This window comes from Flagellimonas sp. ABD4_174 (genome assembly GCF_056160185.1).
In genome coordinates this window covers 1-25,759 of record NZ_JBSWWP010000004.1, presented here as the reverse complement: position 1 = coordinate 25,759, position 25,759 = coordinate 1, and the positions used below count along the sequence as shown (strand labels likewise).

General features: G+C 39.4%; 26 protein-coding genes and 1 tRNA gene. 11 read left to right on the top strand and 16 right to left on the bottom strand.

Annotated elements, in window-relative coordinates:
* Positions 1 to 42 precede the first annotated feature (42 nt).
* The 8 genes from ACXAFK_RS14905 to ACXAFK_RS14870 form a co-directional block, all read right to left on the bottom strand.
* On the bottom strand, positions 43 to 711 hold the full coding sequence (locus tag ACXAFK_RS14905; protein ID WP_474958290.1) for a hypothetical protein: 669 nt from the start codon (positions 709 to 711) through the stop codon (positions 43 to 45).
* Position 712: 1 nt separating this feature from the next.
* Entirely contained in the window at positions 713 to 2,221 is a 1,509-nt protein-coding gene (tssD, locus tag ACXAFK_RS14900; protein WP_474958289.1) for a type VI secretion system tube protein TssD, read from the bottom strand.
* 337 nt (positions 2,222 to 2,558) lie between these two features.
* On the bottom strand, positions 2,559 to 3,182 hold the full coding sequence (locus ACXAFK_RS14895) for an FMN-dependent NADH-azoreductase (protein WP_474958288.1): 624 nt from the start codon (positions 3,180 to 3,182) through the stop codon (positions 2,559 to 2,561).
* Positions 3,183 to 3,246: 64 nt separating this feature from the next.
* Positions 3,247 to 3,828 carry a Crp/Fnr family transcriptional regulator gene (locus ACXAFK_RS14890; protein WP_474958287.1) on the bottom strand — a complete coding sequence of 194 codons (582 nt, stop codon included), beginning with the start codon at positions 3,826 to 3,828 and terminating at the stop codon, positions 3,247 to 3,249.
* 226 nt (positions 3,829 to 4,054) lie between these two features.
* Positions 4,055 to 4,570 carry a hypothetical protein gene (locus ACXAFK_RS14885; protein ID WP_474958286.1) on the bottom strand — a complete coding sequence of 172 codons (516 nt, stop codon included), beginning with the start codon at positions 4,568 to 4,570 and terminating at the stop codon, positions 4,055 to 4,057.
* 11 nt (positions 4,571 to 4,581) lie between these two features.
* On the bottom strand, positions 4,582 to 5,493 hold the full coding sequence (locus ACXAFK_RS14880) for a helix-turn-helix domain-containing protein (RefSeq protein WP_474958285.1): 912 nt from the start codon (positions 5,491 to 5,493) through the stop codon (positions 4,582 to 4,584).
* A 5-nt stretch (positions 5,494 to 5,498) separates the two neighbouring features.
* The gene (locus ACXAFK_RS14875) at positions 5,499 to 6,602 is read right to left on the bottom strand and encodes an MBL fold metallo-hydrolase (protein WP_474958284.1); all 1,104 of its coding nucleotides are present in this window, start codon (positions 6,600 to 6,602) and stop codon (positions 5,499 to 5,501) included.
* Between the two features lie 29 nt (positions 6,603 to 6,631).
* A complete protein-coding gene (locus ACXAFK_RS14870) occupies positions 6,632 to 7,576 on the bottom strand; it encodes an SDR family NAD(P)-dependent oxidoreductase (protein WP_474958283.1) in 945 nt (314 codons plus the stop codon).
* 314 nt (positions 7,577 to 7,890) lie between these two features.
* On the opposite strand from ACXAFK_RS14870, the gene ACXAFK_RS14865 reads away from it, so the two are divergent.
* From ACXAFK_RS14865 to ACXAFK_RS14840, 6 genes are read left to right on the top strand one after another with little or no spacing between them, the layout of a single operon-like run.
* The gene (locus ACXAFK_RS14865; protein ID WP_474958282.1) at positions 7,891 to 8,643 is read left to right on the top strand and encodes a cyclase family protein; all 753 of its coding nucleotides are present in this window, start codon (positions 7,891 to 7,893) and stop codon (positions 8,641 to 8,643) included.
* Complete coding sequence (locus tag ACXAFK_RS14860; protein WP_474958281.1) at positions 8,644 to 9,000, top strand: DUF4260 domain-containing protein; 357 nt, start codon at positions 8,644 to 8,646, stop codon at positions 8,998 to 9,000. It begins immediately after the preceding gene.
* Positions 9,000 to 9,623, top strand: coding sequence for a DUF4230 domain-containing protein (locus ACXAFK_RS14855; RefSeq protein ID WP_224835571.1), 624 nt, complete (start codon positions 9,000 to 9,002; stop codon positions 9,621 to 9,623). The genes ACXAFK_RS14860 and ACXAFK_RS14855 overlap by 1 nt, the downstream gene beginning before the upstream one ends.
* 1 nt (position 9,624) lies before the next feature.
* Positions 9,625 to 10,020 carry a Dabb family protein gene (locus ACXAFK_RS14850; RefSeq protein ID WP_474958280.1) on the top strand — a complete coding sequence of 132 codons (396 nt, stop codon included), beginning with the start codon at positions 9,625 to 9,627 and terminating at the stop codon, positions 10,018 to 10,020.
* Between the two features lies 1 nt (position 10,021).
* Positions 10,022 to 10,381, top strand: a complete 360-nt coding sequence (locus ACXAFK_RS14845) for an MmcQ/YjbR family DNA-binding protein (RefSeq protein ID WP_224835569.1) — start codon at positions 10,022 to 10,024, stop codon at positions 10,379 to 10,381.
* 7 nt (positions 10,382 to 10,388) lie between these two features.
* Complete coding sequence (locus ACXAFK_RS14840; protein WP_474958279.1) at positions 10,389 to 12,158, top strand: MutS-related protein; 1,770 nt, start codon at positions 10,389 to 10,391, stop codon at positions 12,156 to 12,158.
* Here ACXAFK_RS14840 and ACXAFK_RS14835 read toward each other — a convergent pair.
* The 3 genes from ACXAFK_RS14835 to ACXAFK_RS14825 all read right to left on the bottom strand — a co-directional run bounded on the left by ACXAFK_RS14835 (position 12,155) and on the right by ACXAFK_RS14825 (position 15,893).
* Positions 12,155 to 13,255, bottom strand: coding sequence for a DUF4407 domain-containing protein (locus tag ACXAFK_RS14835; protein WP_474958278.1), 1,101 nt, complete (start codon positions 13,253 to 13,255; stop codon positions 12,155 to 12,157). The two genes, ACXAFK_RS14840 and ACXAFK_RS14835, sit on opposite strands and share 4 nt — an antisense overlap.
* Positions 13,256 to 13,365: 110 nt before the next feature.
* The gene (locus ACXAFK_RS14830; protein ID WP_474958277.1) at positions 13,366 to 15,525 is read right to left on the bottom strand and encodes a M56 family metallopeptidase; all 2,160 of its coding nucleotides are present in this window, start codon (positions 15,523 to 15,525) and stop codon (positions 13,366 to 13,368) included.
* Between the two features lie 2 nt (positions 15,526 to 15,527).
* On the bottom strand, positions 15,528 to 15,893 hold the full coding sequence (locus ACXAFK_RS14825) for a BlaI/MecI/CopY family transcriptional regulator (RefSeq protein ID WP_224835565.1): 366 nt from the start codon (positions 15,891 to 15,893) through the stop codon (positions 15,528 to 15,530).
* A 135-nt stretch (positions 15,894 to 16,028) separates the two neighbouring features.
* Here ACXAFK_RS14825 and ACXAFK_RS14820 point away from each other — a divergent pair, with 135 nt between their 5' ends.
* Positions 16,029 to 16,607, top strand: a complete 579-nt coding sequence (locus ACXAFK_RS14820; RefSeq protein ID WP_474958276.1) for a PhnA domain-containing protein — start codon at positions 16,029 to 16,031, stop codon at positions 16,605 to 16,607.
* On the opposite strand, the gene ACXAFK_RS14815 is transcribed toward ACXAFK_RS14820, so the two are convergent.
* Positions 16,604 to 17,992 carry a dipeptidase gene (locus tag ACXAFK_RS14815; RefSeq protein WP_474958275.1) on the bottom strand — a complete coding sequence of 463 codons (1,389 nt, stop codon included), beginning with the start codon at positions 17,990 to 17,992 and terminating at the stop codon, positions 16,604 to 16,606. The two genes, ACXAFK_RS14820 and ACXAFK_RS14815, sit on opposite strands and share 4 nt — an antisense overlap.
* A gap of 97 nt (positions 17,993 to 18,089) precedes the next feature.
* Here ACXAFK_RS14815 and ACXAFK_RS14810 point away from each other — a divergent pair.
* A tRNA-Leu gene (locus tag ACXAFK_RS14810) sits at positions 18,090 to 18,171 on the top strand.
* A 47-nt stretch (positions 18,172 to 18,218) separates the two neighbouring features.
* On the opposite strand, the gene ACXAFK_RS14805 is transcribed toward ACXAFK_RS14810, so the two are convergent.
* Positions 18,219 to 18,980, bottom strand: a complete 762-nt coding sequence (locus ACXAFK_RS14805) for an SOS response-associated peptidase (protein ID WP_474958274.1) — start codon at positions 18,978 to 18,980, stop codon at positions 18,219 to 18,221.
* A gap of 359 nt (positions 18,981 to 19,339) precedes the next feature.
* Here ACXAFK_RS14805 and ACXAFK_RS14800 point away from each other — a divergent pair, with 359 nt between their 5' ends.
* Both ACXAFK_RS14800 and ACXAFK_RS14795 read left to right on the top strand, forming a co-directional pair.
* Positions 19,340 to 19,729: a response regulator gene (locus ACXAFK_RS14800; RefSeq protein ID WP_474958273.1), complete on the top strand. Its 390-nt coding sequence runs from the start codon at positions 19,340 to 19,342 to the stop codon at positions 19,727 to 19,729.
* Positions 19,730 to 19,805: 76 nt separating this feature from the next.
* Positions 19,806 to 21,263 (top strand): sensor histidine kinase, encoded by a 1,458-nt coding sequence (locus ACXAFK_RS14795; protein WP_474958272.1) that lies wholly within the window; start codon positions 19,806 to 19,808, stop codon positions 21,261 to 21,263.
* On the opposite strand, the gene ACXAFK_RS14790 is transcribed toward ACXAFK_RS14795, so the two are convergent.
* From ACXAFK_RS14790 to ACXAFK_RS14780, 3 genes are all read right to left on the bottom strand, one after another.
* A complete protein-coding gene (locus tag ACXAFK_RS14790; protein WP_474958271.1) occupies positions 21,260 to 22,204 on the bottom strand; it encodes a pyridoxal-phosphate dependent enzyme in 945 nt (314 codons plus the stop codon). The genes ACXAFK_RS14795 and ACXAFK_RS14790 overlap by 4 nt on opposite strands.
* A 54-nt stretch (positions 22,205 to 22,258) precedes the next feature.
* Positions 22,259 to 23,167 carry a universal stress protein gene (locus ACXAFK_RS14785; protein WP_224835559.1) on the bottom strand — a complete coding sequence of 303 codons (909 nt, stop codon included), beginning with the start codon at positions 23,165 to 23,167 and terminating at the stop codon, positions 22,259 to 22,261.
* Between the two features lie 80 nt (positions 23,168 to 23,247).
* Positions 23,248 to 23,937, bottom strand: coding sequence for a Crp/Fnr family transcriptional regulator (locus ACXAFK_RS14780; protein ID WP_224835558.1), 690 nt, complete (start codon positions 23,935 to 23,937; stop codon positions 23,248 to 23,250).
* Positions 23,938 to 24,056: 119 nt separating this feature from the next.
* On the opposite strand from ACXAFK_RS14780, the gene ACXAFK_RS14775 reads away from it, so the two are divergent.
* On the top strand, positions 24,057 to 25,759 hold a 1,703-nt coding region (locus ACXAFK_RS14775), incomplete at its 3' end, for a heavy metal translocating P-type ATPase (protein ID WP_474958270.1).

The following is a 25,759-nucleotide window of genomic DNA, read 5'->3' as shown; positions in this document are numbered from 1 at the left end:
TACCCCGATCTTTAGGACAGGTTTTCTAACATTAGGTTTATTTTAATCGTGAGTTATAATTATTTTTGTTGTTCTTAAAAACTTACCTGTTACACCGTCTATTCTATATACTTTAATAGGCTTTCTTTCGTATTCTTCATTTCCATCTAAGGTTATTTGCCATTCGGGTTTAGCGTTAGGAAACTCATTTAAATTATTGTGGGATAAATTAAATCCTGTAATTTGATATTTTTCAATATCTTTTTTAGCTATTTTTTTTACAATTTCGATAGCTTCCGCCCAGCAAATGTTATAGCCTTTTTCGTAGTCTATAACTTTGGTTACTTTTCCTTGTTCGTTGTAATGGGTTTCTTTGAAAACTTTTGAATCTCCATTAAGATATAAATAAAAAACCCAACGAATTGTACCATTTTTTCTATACCTAATCCATTTACCAAGACCTAAATTTTTGTCTGTTTGTTTGTTAGTTATTTGTTCACTATTTAAATTGTAAAATTTACTTTTAAAGTTTTCATTATCAGTTATAACCAAATCTCCTTCTCTGTTTTTTAATTGATTTAAAATATTTTGGTTAAGAGTTAATTCTTCTTTAGTAATTTTAAAAATAGGGTCGTTATAATGGCAGATGTTATCATTTGTTACATACTCTTTAGATACAGAAGCACAATCGGTAAAAAAAATACTCAACAATAAAATATATAAATATTTCATCTTATTTCAGTTTAGGATATTGGTGTAATTTTTCCCATTGCCATTTGTAGGTGTGTTTTTTAGTATTATCATAGTCCATATAATTATCAGTTTTAGTATCTTTAAATTTATGAGTACTCTCAAAAGTGTGTTCTAAGCCTAAAGCGTGCATTATTTCGTGAATAATATTTTCTGATTTAATGTGACCAGCAGGATCTAATACTAAAAAGGCTGTTCCTGTATTTGTTGGAGATATACCACCCGAAGTATTAAATTGACCATCTTCTGTAATATCTTTTTCATTGATACATTTTTGGTTAATAAAATAGACGGTTAGTTTATTTTTATCTTCTTTGTGTGTTGTAATTATTTTTTGAAGAACTGTTCCTTTTTTACTTCGTTCTATATAGTTCCCTATTCTGTCATCAAGATGTTTTTTAAGAAATCCATATTTTTTAAAATTCTCTAAATGTTCACTAATATCAACTATGGTAGCTTCATTATTGGGTACATTAACATCGATTAAGGCAGGGTTTAATCCTTTCTTAAGATAAGTTTCTATTTTTAGTTTATCTATTTTCTTTTCTAAAAAATCATTATCCTTTTCATCTCCTTGAATTTCGACAAAGCACCATTCAAGGTCAATGGTTTTAGGTTTTGGGTAAAAAATGTTTAAAGCCCCAACGGTTAGTTCGTTATCAGCTTTTATAAGAAGTTGAGCAGAGGTTTCATTATTATTTTTACAAGTTATCTTTACTTTTTTAGCCTCTTTTAAGTTAGCAGGTTCAAAGGTAAAGTCAGAATGCTTCTCAAAACTTATGGTATTATAGTCATCAGCTCTTCCTTTTTTTGTCCAGTCGAGTTCTAATTCTACTGTTTGGTCTTTTCGTATACTTAGCCAATTGGGTATGTATTCATCACTAAGTATCTTTTCCGAAAGTGGTTTGTATTCTTTTTTTAGTTTTTCGTAATCAGATTCTACAATGTTTTTATCAGGTATGGTGTCAAAGCCAAAAATCCCTTCTTTAATATCATGATTATTTGCTTTAATGTTTATGCGAAAAGGTTTTTTTTCTTCCTGTTCGGTCGCAACAACAGGCGATTGGTAGGTTTCCTCCTCAATAGGTGTCACGTGCCAGTTTCTTACAACCTTACAACCATAGTCCTGTATGGCAGGGGAAATAACCATTTTTACCATTAACCCCATTCCGTTGGGGTCAAAGGTTACTTTGTAATTTACGATAGGTGCGTCCTTAAACTTCCATGTTTTTAAAATGTATCCATTGGAATCATAGAAAACTATTTTTCCATCATCTACAGGATAGCTTAGTTCATAAACTTCATAATCTATGGTTAGCATGCGTTCTAAAAGCCTTTCGTGAGATTCCCCGTAAGGAAATTCAAAATAAAGCTGTCCCCCTTGATTATAAAACACAGGAATGCCCTTATATCTGTCAAGGTCTTTTGCATAGGCTGTATCTATATAGAAAAGGTCTATTTCTTGACCTAAGAAGTGTAAAATTGAGTTCATTTATTGCTCTTTTCGGTTTTATTTGGGTTTATCTCGATTTGTTGCCAACTTCAAGTATATGGATTCGCTATAATGATTTACACCCATCAATAACGAAGGTAAGTCAAGCTAGAATTTTCTGGTTAAAATTCCTGCATGGATTGATGGATGTACTGTTTGGCTTGATAAAACCGAATTACCAATTGATATGTGGATTTTCCAAAAAAGACAAGTTTTTGGCAGATGGGATTGCAAGCGATTTGTTTTTCTTAAGATAATCTCAAATGCTCCAGTTCAAGTGATTTTTCTTTACAAAATCCCTTCAAAATCTTATTCGAACCCGAATTGGCAACTGTTATCAAATATTCTGGATCTTTTGGTAGATTTCTTTTTTGGAGTTCTCGAATATTTCTCCACCAAACTCTTCATTGTCCAAAGAAATTATGGAAATGTCCTTTATTCCCATAATCCCGAAAACAAATTTCAAGTAGGTTGTTTGGAAATTCATATGCTCGTTTTTCTCGTTCTCTCCATAGCCCGTATCCCCTCGACTTGATAGGATGAACATTTTTTTGTTCTCTAGCAACCCAACATAATCCCCGTCTGGCTTGCCCGAACGGAATTTCCAGGTCTCGTTAATTCTCATGATTTGGTCAATGTAGGATTTTAGTCCGCTCGGAATGGACCAATTGTACATGGGTGTTCCCAAAACATATACATTATGTTCCTTAAATTCTTTGATCAATGCATTACTGAGTTCAACCCCCGTCTGATTTTCGTTTGTCCTATCCTTGGGGCTTATAAATGCACTGGCGATCCATTTTTCATTTATGGGCGGAATTTCCTCCAAGCCCACTTCCCGATAAGTAAATTGGTCGTTGGGATTTTTCTTTTTCCAGTTATCCTTAAAAAGCTCTGTTAGTTTTCGGCTGTGCGACCTTTCCTTTCTTACACTTGCGTTGATGATCAATACCTTGTTCATAATTCAAAATTTTTGTTTGTGGGACAAAATTCCGAATCTGGACAATGAAAAAAATTGACCTAGTTCAAGATGCTTCGATTTTTTTGCGAATTCGGCTTAAAAACTCGGCGGAAATCCCCAAATACGATGCTATGAGGTAGTTGGGGACTTTGTCAGAAATTTTAGGGTAGTTTTTCAAAAAATCCAAATAGCGTTGTTCTGCATCAAAAACTTTGTTCAGTATGATTCTCCTTTGTAAACTCCCAAGGTAATTTTCCAGGATGATTCTAAAAAAGCGTTCAAGTTTTGGGAGTTGCACCAACATTTCTTGAAAAGGACCCCGGTGAATCTGTAACACTATGGTTTTTTCAATAGCTTGAATGTTGTAGATGGAAGGTTGTTGTTTTTGAAAGCTATCGATATCCGTTGCCCACCAATTTTCAATAGCAAAATATAGAATTTCTTCCTTTCCTGTTTCTGGATCTATATAAAAGGCCTTTAGCGCCCCGTCAACAACAAAATTGTCGGTGCGGCATGTTTGCCCGTTATGCAAGAGATAATCGCCTTTTTCAAGGGTTTTCTCACTCCAAAACCCCTTAATTAAGTTCTCTTCTTCGGAACTAAGTTCAATGTGCCTGGAAATGGCTGCGATTAGTTGCGTTTTCATTAAAAAATTGTAGCCGATTTTATCCACCGATACCCAAACGTGTTCAGCATAGGTATGTGAAGTTAGTCGTTTTTTAAGTAAAAAGCTGTATGCTAAACATAGCAAATTAGATCGCCATTATTATCTTCAATATCCCAGATAGGATGATCTTCTCCTATAAATGGTTAAAAGAATAGGGTTGCATTTCCATTAAAACTATTTTTTCCGATGGGAACTTTGAGTTCAGTTATTTTTTCGAAATCTGGTGTATATCGATCAACTTTAAAGCATTGTAATATGTTTCAATTCGAGCGTGAGCAGTTCCGTCAACCATTAAAATAATTGTTAGCATCGCAATTGTTGAGATACTAATTGCTCGCCAAGTTGGTGTATTAATAAATAAAAAAAGTAGTGCAGCTACTATAATTAAAGTTGGAATTACTTTAAAAACAATCGTGTATTCTTTTAAAGTGCTTTGTGATCGTTCAATTTCTGACTGATAGAAGGCAGCGGTATCACTGTTAAAGTCTTTTTTAAATTGCACAATTCTTGATTTATTGGTGTAGAATAAACCAAGTCCTATGGTCATAAGCAACAAGCCTGAAACTAACATCGGAATAATGTAGGCCTTTGCTAAATCTGTTTTTCCCCACTGCCAAAAACCAGCACTGGCGAATAAAAATATGATGGCAAAGAAGATAAAAAAACGAGTTGAAAAAACTTCGGATTTGGCCCAATCGGTGGCTAGTTTTAATAATTCCATTTCTTTTTAAATTAGTTTAGGCTATATTTTTGTTGGTATTCGGAAGGGCTTATGCCTTCTATTTTTTTGAACAGTCTTGAAAAATATTGGGGGTACTCAAATCCTAGATCATAAGCGATTTCAGAAATGCTTTTATCTGGTTGCAATAAAATGTTCTTCGCCTCACCTATCAAGTATAATTGTAAATGCTCTGTTGTGGTTTTTCCAGTTTCTTTTTTCAGGGTGTCGCTTAAATAACGTTGCGACACTGACATGTAATCGGCAATCTGTTCTATACTTGGGATGCCATTTTCTTGCAATTGTCCAGACTCAAAATATTCAGTTAAATGCTGATTGAATTGCTCCAATAAGTCGTTGGATATTTCTTTTCTGTTTAAAAATTGTCTTTCATAGAAACGATTGGCATATTTTAATAAGGTGTCCAATTGTGAAATTATGATTTCTTTGCTAAAAGCATCTTGGTTGTTTTGGTACTCAAGGTCAATGTTCTCGATAATGGATTCTATTTGTTTTTCTTCTTTTGGAGAAAGGTGTAATGCTTCATTGGTAGAGTAAGAAAAGAAACCGTATTTTTTTATTTGATGGGCCAACCCTGTGCCTTTCAGAAAATCTTCGTGAAAAGTTATCGAAAATCCCTTTTGCTCAAAAATAATGCTGCTATCCCATTGTACTACTTGCCTTGGCGCTATAAAAATCAAAGCGCCATTGGTAAAATCATATTTGGTACGACCATAATTTATATTCCCTTGTGTAATTTTTTTAAAACTGATGGAATAGCAATCGACCGAAATAGGAGGTGAACTTTCCCTTGGGCAAGGGAGAAAATTATCACCTTTGGCCGTGAAAACACTTAACATAGGGTGCTCGGGACCTGGTAGCCCCATATATTCCAAATAAGAAGACAGTGTTTTAAAATGTTTCATGTATCCTATTTTTGAGTTGCAGTTGGATTCCACCAAGGTTTAAATCGTGGTAGGTTATCCTTAAAAGAAACTTTTTCGCCGATTATGGGAGTTATCACCTTGATCTTGGATGAATTTGCTTGATCGGTTATTTTGTTAAAGGGTTCGTCCCAATCATGATTTGCCAATGTAAATTTTCCGGAGTGTACAGGTAATACAAGCTCGGCACCTAGATCATTGGCCGCCTTCAATTGCTCTCCGGGCAGCATATGGATGTATTTCCAGTTTTTATCATACTGTCCATTTTCAAGAATGGCAAGGTCGAACGGGCCATATTTGTCTCCAATATCTTTAAAATGTGTGTCGTATCCGCTATCTCCACCAATATATATTGTGGTTGTAGGTGATTTTAATACAAATGAGGCCCAGAGGGTCTTTGCGCGTGTAAAACCTCTTCCGGAAAAGTGTCGGGCGGGAGTTATCGAAATTTCAAACCCATTTTTAAAAGAAAAGGCATCGTACCAATCACCTTCCAGAATGTTATGTGGATCAAACCCCCAATGTTCTAAATGGGCACCATTGCCAAGACCGGTGATTACCTTATTGATCTTTGGTTTCAATTTTTTAAGAGTTTTGTAATCCATATGGTCCCAATGGTCGTGGGACAGAAATAAAAAATCTATTTCTGGCAGGTCATCGGTGGTATATATATCTGTTCCCTTATAAGCCTTGGTGGTGAAAGATAAAGGAGATGCATTGCCGCTCAGTACAGGGTCAACCAAAATCCTTTTGCCATCCAATTGAATAAAATAGGACGAATGTCCCATCCAAATCAGCACATTCTCAGTTATGTCCATGGTCTTTAGATCAGTTTTTACCGATGGAATTTTTATTTTAGGTTCTTTCGGTTTTGATGAAAAAAAGAACTCATACATTACTTTGCCGTATCCAACACCTTCGGTTAGCATGGGCGTATGATTTAGGTTTTGAAAGCTGCCATTTTTAAAATTGGGCGATTGCTCAATTTTAACCAAACGCCCTGCCGATGGATGTTTTCCAAATCGTTCCGTGTTTAAAAAAAGAAGTGTTCCAACTCCAATTGTTATACTGATAATAAGTAGTCCGAGCATTATTTTTTTAATTATACGCATGGTTAAAATTAAATATTCCAAACCACACCTGTTTCCTTTTCCGAAAGTTCCCATAGTCTTTTGGCAACAGCTATATCCTTTGCGTGTGGCTCAATTTTGTGAGCGCCAACCGGCCCTGTCCAATTATTTCTACCTGTTGGTCCGTAAAATCCCTTTTCGTCCAAATCCTCTTCGGTGGCGCACATTAATTGCGGATAAGCGCCTTTTTTTGCCGATTGTGTTAAAGGTGTCATTAGGTAGAACAGGAATCGCATCATTAAACTGCCGCTAGTTTTGATCAGGTTTGTTCTCGATGCACCCGGGTGGCAAGCATATGCTTTAACATCGGTTTTTCCTGCTTCCATCAATCTATCCTGTAATTCATAAATTGACATTATTTGGGCCAACTTACTTTGACTATATGCGTGGTTAGGGGTATAATCATTATCCCAATTCAGGTCATCAAATTTGATTGTTTTAATTCCCATATCATAACCCATACTGCCTACAGTAACAATGCGCCCTTTGGATTTTTCGATAAGTGGGAACAATAAGGCTTGTAATGTCCAATTTCCGAAATAATTGGTTCCCATTTGGCTTTCCCAACCATCGACTGTCAAAGTTTGGTTTGGCACCTGGGCTATGGCCGCATTACAAATAAGCGCATCAATTTTTGATACTGTATTGAGCACTTCGTTCGCAGCCTTTTTTACAGAAGCTTGTATAGATAGGTCCATGGTAATATGAACAACATTTATATGATCGCCGATTTCTTTTTTTAAAGCATTGACCGTCTCGATTGCTTTTTTTGGATTTCTATTGAGCATTACCACCTTGGCACCTTTTGATAGCAGTATTTTCGTGGCCTCAAAACCTGTGCCGCTTGTTGTGCCGGTTACAACGAAGATTTTACCTTTCAAATTCCCAATTCTATGAGGTGTCCACCCGTTTTTACCAAATTGATTTGGACTCATTTTAATCTATTTTTAAGTGAATTAAAGAATAAGCAAAGATGAGATGTAATTTGACACAACCCCTTAAACGAATTTTCGAAAGTTGTATACTTTTTGGCACATTTTGGTTAAATGTGCCTACAGGCATAATTTATAATACTTCATTTCGGATTTTTTTGAATTCTATTCGACCTGAGAGTTTTTGTTGGTTGACAAAAGCTCAACAACGAAACACTCAGAATTTTAGTTTAGTGGTCGATTTTTAAGTAAAAAAATCGTATTAATTGCATTTATCAAATGAATTGACTTAATTACTCCAAACAAGTTACGCATAGATGATAGCCTCGATAAAGCACAACTCAAGAAACTATAAAATAGACCTTGCCCAGCCTCTCGATATTTCCATACCCCTTAAAGGCGGGGACAAAAATGTAAATGCGTGGTACCTGGGGGCGCCAAAAATAGAGCCGCACGAACAAGATGGTTTTGTGGGCAAGGTATCCGAAGGAGCGCCGGTAAATTTTAACGATGTCTGGTTCAATCCGCACTCGCACGTTACACATACCGAGTGTTTGGGCCATATTTCCGAAGAATTCAATTCCGTGAACAAAAAACTTAAAAAGTTTTTCTTTTTTGCCGAGGTGATCACGGTGGCCCCGGAACAACAGGCCAACGATTTTGTGATTTCCGAAAAACAGATTAAATATGCCTTGGGCAATAAAAAGAGACAGGCCATTGTGATCAGGACCCTGCCAAATTTGGGAGATAAGAAGTCCAGGCACTATTCGGATACCAATCCACCTTATTTAACCGAAGCCGCGGCCAAATATCTGGTAAAAAAAGGTGTGGAACATTTGTTGATCGACCTGCCATCGGTGGATAAGGAAAGAGATGGGGGAGAGCTTTTGGCACATAAGGCCTTTTGGAACAAAAGTGGAAAGCCAAGGCAAAAAGCCACTATTACCGAATTTATTTATGTGCCTAACAAAGTGGAGGATGGAACTTACTTTTTAAATCTACAAGTGGCCCCTTTCGAAAACGATGCCAGTCCCAGTAGGCCCGTACTTTACAAAATTGAAACAAAATAGATGAAAACAGTACTTAAATTGGAAGAAGCCATGATGTTACTATTTGGTTTCTTTATTTTTATGCAACTTGATTTGCAATGGTGGTGGTTTTTAATATTGATTCTTGTTCCTGATATAGGAATGGTAGGGTACCTGTTCGGAAATAAATTGGGAGCGACAATCTATAACATATTTCATCATAAAGGGATTGGGATTTTACTTTATTTAATCGGCGCAAGTTTTTTAGATATGCCCATTTTAAAGTTATGTGGAATAATAATATTTTCACATTCAGCTTTGGATAGAATATTGGGATATGGTTTAAAATATGAAAAAGGATTCAAGTTTACCCATTTGGGTGAAATAGGAAAAAATTAATGGGAGACGTCGTCGACATAATTTTAGGATTGATTTTGGGAGCCATACTTATGTATTGGGTCTTTTCCCTGTTCCGTAAGAAGAGGAACAAAGAGATTACCGAGGAACAATCCACCGTTATCTTGAACAAGATCCGGAGCGTCTGTAAACTGGTTTCCGTAGAAGGGGATTTTGCCGAAATCTACCATTACGAAAACACCAAGGACAGTTTTATGAGCCTGTTCCGCAGCAAAAAAAAGGCGTTAATTGTTATTAAGGCCAAGGCACATATAGGTTACGACCTCAATAAATTGAGCCTAAAGGCCATAAATGATAAAAAAACAATAGTATTGAGCCATTTTCCGGAGCCAGAAGTACTGTCCATTGAGCCCGACCTACAATTTTATGATATAAAAAACGGAATCTTCAATAGTTTTTCCCCCACGGATTTAACCAATCTAAATCAAGAGGCCAAGGAACATATCAAACAGAGAATCCCAGAAAGCGGTTTAATGCAGACAGCAAAGAACGAAGCTTTGCAGGCTGTATTGGTAGTGGAAAAAATTGTGGAGACCATTGGCTGGAAACTCGATTACTCCGCATTGGAAATATCCGAACAGGAAAAACAAAAAATAGAAAGTTAAGATGAAAACTAAATGTATAGCTCTCCTTTTGATGGGTACAATTTCTGCAATGAGCTTTGCCCAGAACAAGACCAAGACTACATTTGACCCTACTTTTACACATGTCGTTTATTTTTGGTTCAAAAACCCCGACAGTAAGGCGGATAGAGCTACTTTTGAAGCTTCACTGACCAAATTTTTGAACAATTCCCAATACGCCAAAACAAAGTTCATTGGTAAGCCCCCTAAAGCCGTTCGGGATGTGGTGGATGATTCGTTCACCTATTCGTTGATATTGACCTTTGCGTCCGCCGAAGATCAAGCCGCTTATCAGGCTGAACCGCCACACCTTGTTTTTATTGAAGAGTGTGAAGACCTTTGGGAAAAGGTGATTGTTTACGATTCCAAAGGTATTTAAAATGAATATTGAGGAGTTTAGGGAAGTTTGTTTATCCAAGAAGGGCGTAACAGAAGAATTCCCGTTTGATGAAAGTACATTGGTATTTAAGGTTATGGGGAAAATGTTCGCTTTGGCACCTTTGGAACGTATCCCGACCCAATGCAATTTAAAATGTGATCCCGAAAAATCCGAAATTCTTAGAGAAGAATACGATGGGGCAATTATTCCCGGCTATCACATGAGTAAGAAACATTGGAACACTATTTTTTTGGAACAATTACCGCCGAAATTGATCAAGGATTTAGTAGATCATTCCTATGATTTGGTCGTATCTGGTTTAACCAAAAAACTTCAGCAGGAACTTAGAGATTTAGATTGATTTTTTAATGACGGACCTACACGAATTTTATACGGCTCAAAGAAATGTGTTCGAAGCTGAACGTAAACAAAAAAAGAGAACGCTCTCTCTTTTGGCAACACTTCGTCTTTCCGTTTTCGTAGCTTTTTGGTTGGCCATTTATGTATTGTGGGGTTCATCGGCCCTAGTATTTTTACTTCCAATATTAGTGGTGTTGTTCCTTTTTTTGGTAACACGGTTCAGCAATGTGAAACGTTACAAAAAGTATCTGGACAGGTTGGTGCTCATCAACACCAACGAACTGGAAATTTTACAGCGTCGATTCCATCATTTACCGGATGGTAAGGAGTTTATGCGACCGGACCATCCTTACGCCCAAGATCTTGATCTTTTTGGAAGGGGGTCTTTTTATCAATATGCAAACCGAACAACCTTGCAACAAGGGCGTCAATTTTTTTCCGATCTTTTGTTGGATGGATATCCTAAGGATATCATCAAAAAACAAGAAGCAATAAAGGAATTGGCCCAACTCCCCGAATGGCGACAGCACTTTTCGGCTTTGGCAGGGGAGACCCGACCTAAAACATCCCCGGACATTGTTTCCGATTGGATGAGGAACCACAAAGCAATTACCCCAAAATGGGTGAGGTTCGGTGCGCCTTTATTTGTATTGGCTTCCCTATTTTTTATCAGTGCCGCCATTATGGGTTGGGTCCCCGAAAGTTTGGTGCTTTTCTGGTATTTTTTGGGAATGGCCATTGTGGGCAGGTATGCCAAAGGCATTTTGGAATTTTCTGTCAACGTTTCCCAAGCACAGGATACTATTCAGCAGCATCAACGATTGATCGCGGAAATAGAAGGACAAAGTTTTAAATCGGGACTGTTGCAAGAACTGCAGGCAACATTAACGGTGGAAGGAGAGCGAACCTCCAGTGTTTTGAAACGTTTTTCGCGGAGCATGACCATGTTGGAACATCAGTACAACCTAATTGTTTCCATTTTTGGACAGGGCTTGGGGCTGTACAGTCTGTATTATGCCAATCAAGTGGAGCGCTGGATGGATAAGTATGGCACGGAGGTGGCCGATTGGTTTTCTGCAATAGCCCAGTTCGATGCTTATATTAGCTTGGGGACCTATGCATTTAACCATCCCGACCATACCTATCCTATTTTGGTCGATGGCCCCACCGTGCTCAAAGCGAAAGCGGTAGGTCATCCGTTGGTTGACCCAGGGAAGAACGTTCTAAACGATATTGAAATTGGAAAAGGACGTTTTTGCATAGTTACAGGTGCAAATATGGCCGGTAAAAGCACATTTTTAAGAGCTATTGGATTACAAATCGTTATGACAAATATGGGATTGCCGGTCAAGGGCAAAGATGTTAAATATGCCCCGGTCCGTTTGTTAACGAGTATGCGTTCCTCCGATTCTTTGGCAGATGAGACTTCCTATTTTTATGCTGAGCTCAAACGCTTAAAATATATTGTGGAAGAATTGGACACAGGGGACTGCTTTGTGATCTTGGATGAGATTTTAAAAGGTACCAACAGTGTGGACAAGGCGGAGGGCTCCAAAAAGTTTGTTGAGCGATTGGTGAAAAATGGTTCTACGGGAATGGTGGCCACTCACGACTTGAGCCTTTGTACACTTGCCGACGAACTCGCCGAAGTGGAAAACCGTTATTTTGATGCCCAAATCATCAACGGAGAGTTGTTTTTTGATTACAAGTTCAAAGAAGGCGTTTGCCAAAACATGAACGCCTCTTTTCTGCTAAAAAATATGGGGATTGTGGATTAGAGCCCCTTTACCTGCACATTGTGAAAGGAGTCCGCTTGTAAACGCAACAACTCTTCTGCCTTTTCTTTTTTGTAGCGGTACAGTTCTTCTTCATTTTTAATGTCGGCATAGATCTGCTGGTTGATCTCTCCTTCTGTAGCCAACAATAATTTGCGCTGTTCCACCTTTTGGGTCACCCAAGTAGCGACCACACTTTCTTGTTCTTCAAATTTGTAATCATACTCCCCTTTGGGCGCCAACAATTTGGCAATGATCGGTGCCGTTTCAATCGCCAAGAACAATAAGAAGATAAAAAAGGATGGGAACCAGGGCAATTTGCCCAAGGCATTGATTCGTGCCATTAAACCATCAAAACCATCAATAATGGGTTGCGAATTGGTGACAGCGGTAGTGTAATCGGTTTCCAATGCCGCTATTTGGGCCTCGATATTTTCAATTTTTGAAGCGTTTGTTTTTTTTAAACTGTTCAATTCCGCTAAAGCGGCATCATGCTTCTCACGTTTCTCTTCATAAACGGGGCCTTTGCCCAACAAACCAGTTCCAGCAGTACCTTCTGCTTCGGAAATGTAAGTATCGTAAAGCGCATTTGTCTCCGCTTCCTTGGTGGCAACCTCTCCTTTTAGGCGGGCAATGTCTTGGTTCAGGCTTTCAATTTTTGGAGTGAATTGCAAGGCCAATTGTTCCTTGTTGTTCAAGGTAAGGGCATTTTTCTCTTCCAATAACACTTGGTTGATTTCCTTTTCAAAAATCTTCATTTCCAAAGGCTTGGAAATCACTACGGCAATGATCAAAGCGAGTACAATCCGTGGGGCCGCTTGGAGCAACTCCCCTTTAAAATTATCTCGCTTTTTAATTGTGGAAACAATATATCGGTCCAAATTGAAAATGAGCAAACCCCAAATCAATCCAAAGAAAATGGAGGTGTAAATATTGTCGAATACGGTGAAAAGTGCATAGCCCGAAGCTATAAAAGCCATTACGGCCGTAAAGAATACGGTGGCACCAATGCCAGCATATTTGTTGCGCTCGCCATTGGAGCAGGTTTCAAGAATGTTGGTGTCGGCTCCCGAGCAGAAAATAAAAAAACGTTGAAGCATTATAGTGTTCTGATTTGATTGATAGAGTATTAGAACGCAATTTTGTATGATTTGTTACATAAAAAGCCCCATTTATGGGGCTTTTAACATTATTTGAAATTTGGTGTATGTTAGTTATCTATCACAATGGGATCGGTTGATAGTTTTACAACAGGATTGGCACCATGGGCTTCGCGGGCATCGATATTGATGTGTTGGTTCTTTTGAACCACCTCAACGGCCTCTTTTGCTGATATGGCTTTGCCATTGTAGGTGAAAGATGCTCCTTTTTCCGCCATTTCTTTCACGTGTTCAATAGGTTTTGGTGGTGCTGGGGGCGCTGGTGGTACTGGAAGATTTTTAGGGTTCGCCTCATTCACCGGTTTAGTTGCTTTTGGCGCCTTGGGAGATTTAGGAGCTGGTGGCGGAGCGGGAAAATCCGGAAAGGGTTCCACATCATCACGTTGTTTCTGGGACATTTTTTCATAGATTTCTTTTAGGCGCATCACATCTTTCTTTTTGATGGTCATATTACTGCGATCCATAGCGTTGTATTTCTTGGCCAAGGTATTGTACTCCTTCATTTCTTCCCTGGAGGCACTTTGTTGTATGGCGTTCTTGGGCCCAACAATATTGATTGTGGCCGAACCATATTCGGTAAGTAGTACATTGACCTTTTCGATAACACTCTGTGGAGTATTCTTCTCAACTTTCACTATGGATCGGACTATTTTGTTCCGCTGCTCGGTAGTTAGGTCACCATTGATTTTATAGAGCTCTTCCTTCAAGTTTTCCAAAGCAACCAACTTGTACTGGAACATTAATTGTCCCTTATTGTTGATGTGGATCTCTATTGGGTTAACGGTTTTTTGACCAATATTTTTGGGTAGACATTCGGGGAACGGCTGGGCCTTGCTTTTTTCTGCCTCGTCCATTTTTTTATAGATGTTTTCCAATAGCTTAAGATCCTTTAGTGGGATAATTCGTTCTTCAACAGGGACTGCATTATATTTTTTGGCCAATTGGTTATAAATGGCCATATCCGATCGGGCGGCAGTGTTCTCTACAATCGTCATTCGGTCGGCCTTTAATATGGTGGTAGAGGGTGTAAGCGGAATATGATCGGAATATTGTCCTTCTTCCATAATCACTTCGCCGGCCATTATTTTAATAAGGTCGATCCCCGTTGTTCTTATCTCTGCGGCAATATTGTTTAGAAAGTTTAAATGTACGGGATGTTCCACGTTGATCTCTACCTTGGTTTCCTTCGCATTAATGGTACGAAGGTAATCTTGCTTCAAAGTCTGGGCAATTTCCTCATACTGAACCATCTTATTTTCTATTTGGATGCTGCCGTCATCATTAAGATCCATCTGGATAATTTGATCAATGGTTACATCTTTTTCTATCTGCCGTGTTTCGGAAAACCCAAAAAGAAGCAATGCGGTCAGTGGCAAGAGCAAAAAGCTCTTGAGTACAAATGATTTTTTTGTTGTTTTTGTTTTCATGACTGTAAAACGTTTTTTGATTGATGAATAAGTTATGGCATTAGCAATGCCGGTCGACTGATGTGTGATATGTCCATCGTGCGATAAGTACGATAGGATCGTATTTTGATAATGTGAATGGTCGTTGTTCTTTTGAATCACTGCACTATCTGCCAAAAACTCGTGGTTCAGCTTAATGGAAGATTTAAAAAGATAGATCAACGGGTTAAACCATAACACCACTTGAAGCAGCTCAATAAACAAGATGTCCAGACTATGTTTTTGTTTGGCATGGGTCTCTTCGTGTAAAAGCACTTCTTGCGGTATGCTTTTATTCTCGAATTGTTTTTGGTTCAAAAAGATAAACCGGAAAAATGTATGGGGCGGCATGGGTTGCTTTAGCAGTACCCGGGTAATAAAATTATCCTTGTGCTTTGGGTTTTTACGGATACGGGACCAAATCTGTGCAAGATGGCCTATAAAGCGAAACCCGAAGCCTAAAACCCCCAGGCCATAAATGCTCCATAGTACAGGCCCCCAACTAAAATTTTCCTCTTGTACGGCATTTTGGGGCGCTTGTGTAGTGGGTAAATCGGTTAAAATTGGAATATTCTCCATCTCCGTGGATGGTAGGGCCTCGATATATTCTGTAAAAACCATATTTGGAATCAAAAAAGAGGCAATTATAGCGGCCACAAGATAGAATCGCTTAAAATGGTGGATGCTTTCCCTTTCCAGTACCAGTTTGTAAAAGGCTAGAAAAGCGGTCAGGCAAGCTGTGGATTTTAATAAAAGGACCAGCATAGTTATTTCTTTTTGATTTCGTTGTCGATCAATTTTTTCAGCTCTTCGAGCTCGGTTTTGGTCAAATCCGTTTCTTGGGCAAAAAAGGAGGCGAACTGGCTTGCACTATCGTTAAAAAAGTTTTTAATGAGTCCGTTAACATGCTTGGAAAAGTAATCCTTCTTTTTTACCAGTGGATAGTATTCCCTACTTCTTCCAATTTGATTGTAGGCGACAAAACCTTTGTCTGTCATTCGCTTTAAAAGAGTCGCAACCGTGGTTGTGGCCGGCTTTGGCTCCGGGTAGGCATCCAAAAGGTCCTTCATTACGGCTTTTTTTAATTTCCAGACAATGTTCATTAACTCTTCCTCGGATTTCGACAATTGCATTTTCGATTGTTTTAAAAAAATTGCTCTACAAACATAGAATAAAAATTTTAATTCTACAAATGTAGAATTGTTTTATGGTGTTAAAAGGTTTTATCATCTTCTAAAAATGTTAAGTTTGCCCATAAATAATTCATTATGGGGTTAATCGACGAATTACGTGAACGAAGTGGAGGAGTTTGCGAATTGAGCGGTGTAGCGGAAGATTTGGTCATTTATGAGGTTCCACCAGTTTCCACGGGAGGCTTGGATGGCAGTATTTTAATAAGTCGAATTTGTAAAGATCAAATAGAGAACCCGGAGACAACAGACCCGAATCATTGGAGATGTTTAAACGATAGTATGTGGAGCGAACACGATGCGGTAAAAGTTGTTGCTTGGCGAATGCTCAGCCGTTTAAAATCCGAAGGCTGGCCGCAAGATCTTTTGGATATGATGTACATGGACGAAGAAACTTTGGCATGGGCGAAGGCAACTGGCGAAGGTATGTCGGACAGTGAAAAAATTATCCACAGGGATGTGAATGGCAATATTTTGGAAAATGGAGATAGTGTAGTGTTGGTGAAGGACCTGAAAGTAAAAGGGTCGAGCATGGTCGCAAAACAGGGAACCGCCGTTAGACGGATTTCCCTGGATCACGAAAATGCTGAATATATTGAAGGTAAGGTAGATGGTCAGAATATTGTGATTGTGACCAAGTACGTAAAAAAACTCTAGCCCTTCATTTCGGTATAATATTTATAAAAGTAAGGGATGGTCTCTATGCCCTTTAGAAAGTTCCATACGCCAAAATGTTCGTTGGGCGAATGTATGGCATCGCTGTCCAGACCAAAGCCCAAAAGGATTGTTTTACTGTCAAAAACATTTTCGAACAAGGCAACGATTGGAATGCTTCCTCCCGTCCGTTGTGGTACTGGGGTTTTTCCAAAAGTGGTTTCCATGGCCTTGGATGCCGCTTGGTATCCGATACTATCGATCGGGGTAACATAGGCTTGTCCACCGTGGTGTGGTTTTACCTTTACTTTTACACTTTTTGGCGCCAGCGATTCAAAATGTTTTTGGAACAGTTCTGTAATCTCGTGCCAATCTTGATCGGGAACCAATCGCATGGATATCTTGGCATAAGCCTTGCTCGCGATTACTGTTTTTGCACCTTCGCCTGTGTAACCACCCCAAATTCCATTGACATCCAAGGTAGGTCGGATACCGAACCTTTCCGGAGTTGAATACCCTTTTTCTCCATGTACATCGCCAATATCCAAGGATTTTTTATAGGCTTCCAGGTCAAAAGGGGCTTTGGCCATTTCGGCACGTTCTTCATCCGAAATAACTTCAACTTTATCATAAAACCCTGGAATGGTAATATGGTTGTTCTCATCGTGGAGTTGCGCAATCATTTTGGCCAGCACATTAATAGGGTTGGGTGCAGCGCCTCCGTAGATCCCGGAATGCAGGTCCCGGTTGGCACCGGTAACTTCTACCTCGACATAACTTAGTCCTCGCAGTCCCGTGGTTATGGACGGGGTATCGTTGGCAATCATCCCAGTGTCCGAAATCAGGATAATATCGTTTTTAAGTTTTTCACTGTTTTCCTTAAGAAAATCCTCTAAACTATCGCTTCCTACTTCTTCTTCACCTTCGATCATAAACTTTACGTTACAGGGCAAAGCGTTGTTGTTGATCATATATTCAACGGCTTTCACGTGCATAAAGAACTGTCCTTTGTCGTCGCAGGCCCCACGGGCAAAAATGGCACCGTTGGGGTGTAGATCGGTGTTCTTGATCACGGGCTCGAAAGGAGGGGAATCCCAAAGATCAATCGGGTCCGGCGGTTGAACATCGTAGTGCCCATACACCAAAACAGTGGGTAAATCGGGGTCAATAATCTTGTCGCCATACACCACTGGATAACCTTTGGTCTCGCAAATTTCGGTGTTTTCGCAACCAGCGTCCTCCAATGATTTTTTTACCGCTTCCGCAGTTGCCAGAACATCATTGGAATAAGCCGGATCCGCACTAATGGAGGGGATTTTTAGTAGGTCGATCAATTCGTTGATAAATCTGTCTTTGTTCGTGTTGATGTAATTATTTATGTCTTTCATATATGAATTAAAAAGGACCCTAAAAGTACAAAAAACAAGTTTTTAAGGGGAGTGCATTTGCAAATCGGAAAATTGATTTATATTTGCACTCCAATTCGCGGGTGTGGTGGAATTGGTAGACACGCTAGACTTAGGATCTAGTGCCGCAAGGCGTGGGGGTTCGACTCCCTTCACCCGCACTGAAAGCTCTTCGATTTTCGAGGAGCTTTTTTTGTTCGGACTTGTTTTAGTACTCGTCTTTTACATTTTCATATTCAAAGTAATCCGTTGCTTCTGGCTGGTTGCCAACGGCATGGTTACCTCGTAGTTTTCCTACCGTGTGAGCAGTCATTTCTGCTTCGGGATATGGCTTTACAAGTTCATTTAGTTTCTTTTGGTCCAATTCGTCCTTGCATTCTACCAACCATTCATCTTCTAATTCATCAGGTAAAATAACAGGCATTCTTGGTTCTTTTAGTTTTGGATTGTTATGTATTTTGGCCATCATTAGATTACCTTCTGTTGTAACTATGGAGAAGGTATTTAAAACTTCCCCCGTTTCTTTATCAGTCCATTTATTCCACAATCCTGCCACGGAGATAGGTTTGTTGTCCTTTCTTGAAATGTAATAGGGAACTGTCTCTTTACCTTGGTGATGGTGTTCATAGAATCCATCTATGCAGATAATACATCGCTTGTCCTTTGCCGACGCTTTATATGAATTCTTTTCAAAAATGGTTTCTCCCCTGGCATTAAGTGTTTTGTTCCAGATATTTTCCTTGTGTGCAGCCCAATTTGGAACAAGTCCCCATTGAGAAACTAAGGGGTAATAGGGACTTTCGTTAGTATAAATGAGCATTTTAGGGTGCTGAAAACCATTTGCATGGAACAAAGGTAGGTCCGTGTCCGGTGCCAGTTTCTGTTTTATTTCCTTAATGGCAGATTCGTCAGCATCCCGAAGGGCCCTTTTGAGTTGCGATTGGAGTTGTGCCTTAACATCGTAGCACATGGTAGAGGTTATTGTTTATTATTTTAAAGTTAATAATATCGATCCAAATGGCAATTACGTAACCTAATTGAATAAAGTTCAATAATCCGATCAAAAATAAGTCAGGACTGTTATAAAAGATTTTAATTATTGAATTTTTGTTAAAATAAAAGAATAATCATAAATTTATCTTAAACGACATTTTGTTTAAAGGTCCCCAACTGAAAACTGACAAATTATACGAAAAAGCAGTGGAGGTGGTGTTTTTGATTGAATTTTTGCAATAAAATAATACCATAACAGTTTTAATTACTGTAAATTATTGATATTTGTCAATTTTTATATCGAAACCTTAACTAGATTAATTGACCAATTGCGCTATGTACAAAGAAATTTATTTAGTCGACGATGAAGATCTCGTAAATACGGTGAATGCGATTCACTTTAGAAGAATGGGTATGGAGGATAAGGTGAAAAGCTTTACCAACCCGGAATTGGCACTGGATGACCTTAGATTCAGAGATGATCAAAATACAAGGACCCTCATCTTGTTGGATATCAATATGCCCGAAATGAGCGGGTTTGAGTTTTTGGAGTTTATGATGTTGGAAAATTTTCCAGAATCCAATGAGGTACTTTTGGTAACTTCTTCTGAGTCCGATTCAGATAAGGACGAGGCCAAAAAATATGAAAAATACGTAAAGGAGTTTATAACCAAGCCACTAAAAATTGAGCATTTGGAGGAATATCTCCAAAGCGCGAACAAATAATATCGTTCTCAATAATATCTTTTTATTGCTCAACCTATTTTTGTCCCATACCTTTAATTTGAATAAACTTTAGCCTGTGAAACAGAAAAATGCCTTTATTCAGAATAAAGTTGAAATCGTTGAAGATAGAAATGACATTGTTTGGGCAATGGACGAGAATTATAAGCTCACCGATTTCAACACCTCCTTTAGTGCGCTTTTAAAGCGCAACGGTTCCATTACTGTTGAGCGAGGTATAGATTTAAGAAAGGTATTCAAGACAAGCAGTTTTTTTGACCCTTGCGAACAAGGTTGCGAAAGAGCTTTAAACAGGTACGCCACAACTTCCAAACATACTTTCGAGGAAGATGGTGAAATCGTTGTCCATGAATTTTCCTTTCAGCCATTTATGAACAGTTCCGGAGATATAGTGGGATGTTGTGTCTGGCAAAAGAACATTACCCAAGAGGTAAACAATAACCACCGTTTGCTGGATAGCGAAAGAAAGTACCGGGAAGCTCAGCAAGTTGCCGACGTAGGTCATTGGAATTGGGATATGATCAAGAACGAAATTACTTGGTCCGATCAACTATACCGAATTTTTGGGCAAGAACCAGGTACTTTTAATGCGGATTATGAATCTGTAAAGGCTATAATTCACCCAGAAGATAGGCAGGCTTTTGACGAGGATGTAAATCGAAGTATCAAGGAGAACGTTCCCCACGATATTATTCACCGCATAGTGGTGTTGGACGGGGAGGTTAGGTATGTGCATCAAAAAGGAAAGGTTTACTATAACGAAGAGGGTAAACCCTATAGAATGAGCGGTACGGCTCAAGACGTAACTAAGGAAGTCCTGTCCAATCATCAAATATTGGAACAAAATCACGAGCTACAGAATTTTGTTCGGATAATTTCCCATAACCTAAGAGGCCCGATATCAAATCTGTTGATGTTGTCCAAAATATATGAATGGGGCAAGGATGAGATGAACGACGATATTGTTCGAAAAATAGAGCACACCACCGAAGCTCTGGACCAGACTATCAAGGACCTACATCTTTCACTGTCCTTAAAATCGGCCGATAAGGAAAAGTTTAGAGAGGTCTCTTTACGTGCCGTGATGAAAGATGTTGATGGATTGTTGTCCGAAGAGATAATTAAGAGCAAAGCCACGGTAAAAACCGATTTTTCGGGAGGTGAGACCGTTTTTGGTGCTAAAAGTTATGTAGTAAATATCTTTTACAATCTTATCCTTAATGCAATTAATTATGCAAAGGATGAAGTGCCCGCAAATATTAAAATTGTTTCTGAAGAAACGGAAAATAATGTGGTGCTTAAATTTGCGGACAACGGAATTGGTATGGAGCTTACCCCGGAAAAGGAGCGAAAAATATTTGATATGTACGGCAGGTTGAGCGGTGCAACCGTAGGTAAAGGTTTTGGGCTTTATTTGGTGAAAACACAAGTCGAGGCCATGGATGGTAAAATAGAAGTTGAGAGTACCAAAGGCGAAGGCTCTACATTTATTGTTACCCTGCTCAAGAGCCTTTAGGCGGGTCTAAAGGGCAATTTGCTCAAATCCACATTTCCACCAGAGATTATTATACCAACTTTTTTATGGGTCAGTAGTTCTTTTTTCTTGAAACAGGCAGCTAGTGCAACTGCACTGGATGGTTCACAAACAATTTTGAGCCGTTCCCAGATCAACCGCATGGCGTGGACTATCTCTTGTTCTTTTACCCGAACAATTTCTTCAACATATTTCTGAATTATAGGGAAGTTTCTATCGCCTAATTGGGTCTTTAGGCCATCTGCAATGGTATTTGTGGTAGTGTTTGTTTCTATATTTCCGCTCTTTAGGGATCGGAAGGCATCATCCGCCTCAAAAGGTTCAGCGCCGATCGTTTTGCAATTTTTGCCAAAATAATGTACTGCTAAGGCAGTGCCCGCTAGTAAGCCACCACCTCCTACAGGGGTAAAAACATAATCCAAGTCGGGGTATAACTTCAATAATTCCATACAAGCGGTGCCTTGCCCCAGAATCACTTGCTCATTATTGGAGGGATGGATAAAAGTTGCGCCTTGTTTATTGATAATTTCTTGGGTCGCTTGTTCTCGGGCAGTCAAAGTAGGTTCGCATTCGGAAAGAATACCACCGTAGCCCCTTACGGCCTCTTTTTTTACCTCTGGAGCGGAACTGGGCATAACAATATAAGCTTTTACTCCCAGGCTTTGGGCGGCTAAGGATAAAGCCTGTGCAAAATTTCCGGAAGAATGTGTTACAACACCATTTTTTTTCTGATCGGGGGTAAGCTGAAGAATGGCATTCGCAGCCCCACGCATTTTAAATGCGCCCATACGCTGAAAGTTTTCGCATTTAAAATAAAAATTGGCATTGCCCATTTTATCGATCAGCCGAGAGGTAAGAACGGGCGTATCGTGAATAAAAGGCTTTATTCTTTGGTGGCAATCTTTAAGTTGTTGTTTGTCCATAAATCCCTATACCTATTTGGGGAACTAAAATTAAGTATAAAGATAATACAGGGTTTAATTATGGGATTCCACTTCCTGTTTTTCTTCCACGGAACCTTTGGAGATTCCCTCCATTCCCAATTCGGGGATTACCAACAATGGAATTTGGGTATGGAATGCGGTCCTTTTAATAATGGGCTCGCGGGTCATTTTTTCCATATAACTATGCTGGTAATTCAACATTGCCAAAAGATGTATGCCCAATTCCTTGGAGAATGTCTCTAAGGTATGCGAAACCGAATTCAGTTCGGAAACCGTGTGCACAAAATGTTCGGCATTGCCAAGATAGCGGCGCAGCATGTTCAGGTTAAATTGCTGAAGCTCTGTAAGGGCTTTTATACCGTATTGTACATGGACAATCCGAATAGTGGCATTGAACATTTTGGCCATTTCCAAAAGTGGGGATAGCTCGGAAGAGGTATAGAACCTATTAAAATCGGTGGCAAATGCAATTTCGGATGGTGTAACGTACTCAAAGTGATAGGGAATGGCCAAAACAGGGCACTTTTTGACGGCCTTTATAATGCGTACCGAGTTGCTTCCCATAAAAACCTCTTCAGCGCCAGATGCACCTTTGGTTCCCGTTATCACCAAATGGATCCCAAAAGTATCAACAATGTCCTTGACCTCTTCTACCAATAAATTAAAAGAGGATATGGTCTCAAAACTATGGTTTGGATTACCGTATTTGCTTTGTATCCGTTTAACAGTTTTGTTCAGGCCATGTTCGGAGTTCTCACGCACTGCATCAACAATGCGAACACCATCGATCATTTTGGCCATAAACCTGCTGCTTGGTATCACAGGGGTGTAGGTGTTGAGCAAATAAAATGTACAACGCCTGTTGCGGAACAATTGCATGGCGTAATCTATGGCGTTCCATGCATTTTCCGAAAAATCCGTAGGTATTAAAATCTTCTGCATCTGTCAAAGGATTATGATGCATAAAATTAAACGTATGGTGCAGGGGATTCTATGACAATTGTCAGCTTTTAAAAAAAGAGCTAAAAGCCTTCAACCATTTCCATTAGCTTGCGTTCGTCCTTAATACCGATTTTTTTTCCGGAGGCATGGATAAGGCCTTTCTTTTTAAATTCTGAGATAATTCTAATGGCCGATTCGGTAGCGGTGCCCACTACATTGGAAATGTCCTCTCGGGAGAGTGTAAGTGCCAAATATCCATCTTCATCTTCACCAAAATTATTTTTTAGATAAAGAAAAGCTTCGGCCATGCGCTGTTTTACGGTTTTTTGCGAAATGTTTACGATAACATCGTCCGCTTCCTTAAGGTCGTGTGCCATATGGCGAAGTACTTCCAAAGTGAAATTTGGATTTTTTTGGAGCGTATTGTTTATGCTTTCCTTTGGGATAAAACAAACCTCCATATCGTCGACAGCTATAGCGGAAAGATTGGTGCTTTCTTGCGATATTACCGAGCGCTGCCCCAAAACTTCGCCCTTTGTGGCCAATTTTACGATTTGGTCCTTTCCGTTGGCGCTAAGTTTGGAAAGTTTCGAAACGCCATTGCGTACACAGTAGACCCCGTTCAGTTTTTCACCTTCTTCAAAAAGTGCATCTCCCTTTTTAATGGTCTTTGTGGTTTTGGAGTCCGATACTTTTTTCAGCTCCTCCTTGCTCATGGCGCGTAAAGAATTGAACTGCCTAATGATACAATTTTCACACCTGCTTTCCATAATGATTAGTTTACCTGATTCGACAAAAATAGTTGATAAACAATCACAAAATACTGATAAATATCATATTTTTAAGAAGAATAGTAGTACAATTTTGCCATAGGTAAAGCAAATGTGAAATGACAGACCCGACCTGTTATCATTGTAGAGATGATTGCGGTAAAAACCGTGTACAATTTGATGATAAGGATTTTTGTTGCAATGGTTGCAAGACCGTTTACGAAATCTTTACCTCCAATGGTCTGTCCACTTTTTACGAAATAGAGGGCAAAGCAGGTACCACTCCAAACGAAATCCGTCAGAAATACGATTTTTTGGACAACCAGGAAATTGTGAAACAACTTGTGGAGTTCGACGAAGATGGCGTACAAGTGATAAGTTTGAGTATTCCCAATATTCATTGTAGTTCCTGCATATGGGTGTTGGAAAATTTGAACAAGTTGCATTCGGCCATTACGGTTTCCCAAGTAGATTTTCCTAAGAAAACCATTAGGGTTACCTTCAAAACAGAAGATTTTTCGTTGAAAGCCTTGGTGCTGCTGTTGGGGAGTATTGGTTACGAACCTTATATTTCGTTGGAAGAGTACAATAAAAAGGGGAAAAAGGTGGATCGTTCCCTAATTTATAAACTCGGAGTGGCCGGATTTGCGTTCGGTAATGTAATGCTGTTCTCCTTCCCGGAGTATTTCGAGGTCGAAGAGTTTTGGTTGGATCAATATAAGAGCGTTTTCCGTTGGCTGATGTTCGCCTTTTCGCTGCCCGTGGTATTTTATGCTTCCCAAGATTACTTTGTTTCCGCTTATAAGGGCATCCGCTCCAAATTGTTGAACATTGATGTGCCGATAGCCCTTGGAATACTGACCCTTTTTCTAAGAAGCACCGCGGATATTATTTTTGACCTGGGTTCCGGTTTCTTTGATAGTCTCACCGGTCTGGTCTTCTTTTTGTTGTTGGGCAAGTTTTTTCAACAAAAAACCTATGCCTATCTGTCGTTCGAGCGCGACTACAAATCCTATTTTCCGATTGCGGTGACCCGATTGGGTAAAAATGGCGAAGAGGAGAACATACAAATTTACAATATCGAGGTAGGGGATAGGATCCTGATCCGGAGCCACGAGATCATTCCAGTGGACTCAATTCTGATAAAAGGAACCGCCGAGATCGACTATAGTTTTGTTACCGGGGAATCCGAACCTGTGTTTAAGGAATCGGGAGAGAAGCTGTTCGCCGGTGGCAAGCAACTTTCAGGTGTCTTGGAAGTAGAGGTCTTAAAATCCGTTTCGCAAAGCTATCTTACCCAACTTTGGGGCAATTCCGTATTTTCCAAGGACAAATCCAGTCAATTCCAGACCCTTACCGATAGCATAGGAAAACGATTTACCATTGCTGTGTTGAGTATAGCCACATTGGCCACTTTGTTTTGGTTGGTGTTCGATCCTAGCCTTGCCCTAAATGTGTTCACTTCGGTATTGATCATTGCCTGCCCCTGCGCCATAGCTTTGGCCGCACCGTTCACATTGGGGAATATGCTTCGCATTTTTGGAAAACATAAATTCTATTTAAAAAATGCTAGCGTAATCGAGAGGCTATCCATAATCGATACAGCTATTTTTGACAAAACCGGTACGCTGACCACCAATGTAAAGGATACCATCCATTACGAGGGTATGGAGCTTACCGAGGAAGAGACGGCACTGTTAAAAACAACCCTGAGAGCATCCAATCACCCTTTGAGCCGATCGTTGTACAATATTTTAAAATCCAACGCCATAATGACCCTTGAGGAATTCCAAGAGCATACCGGTAAAGGAATAGAAGGAAA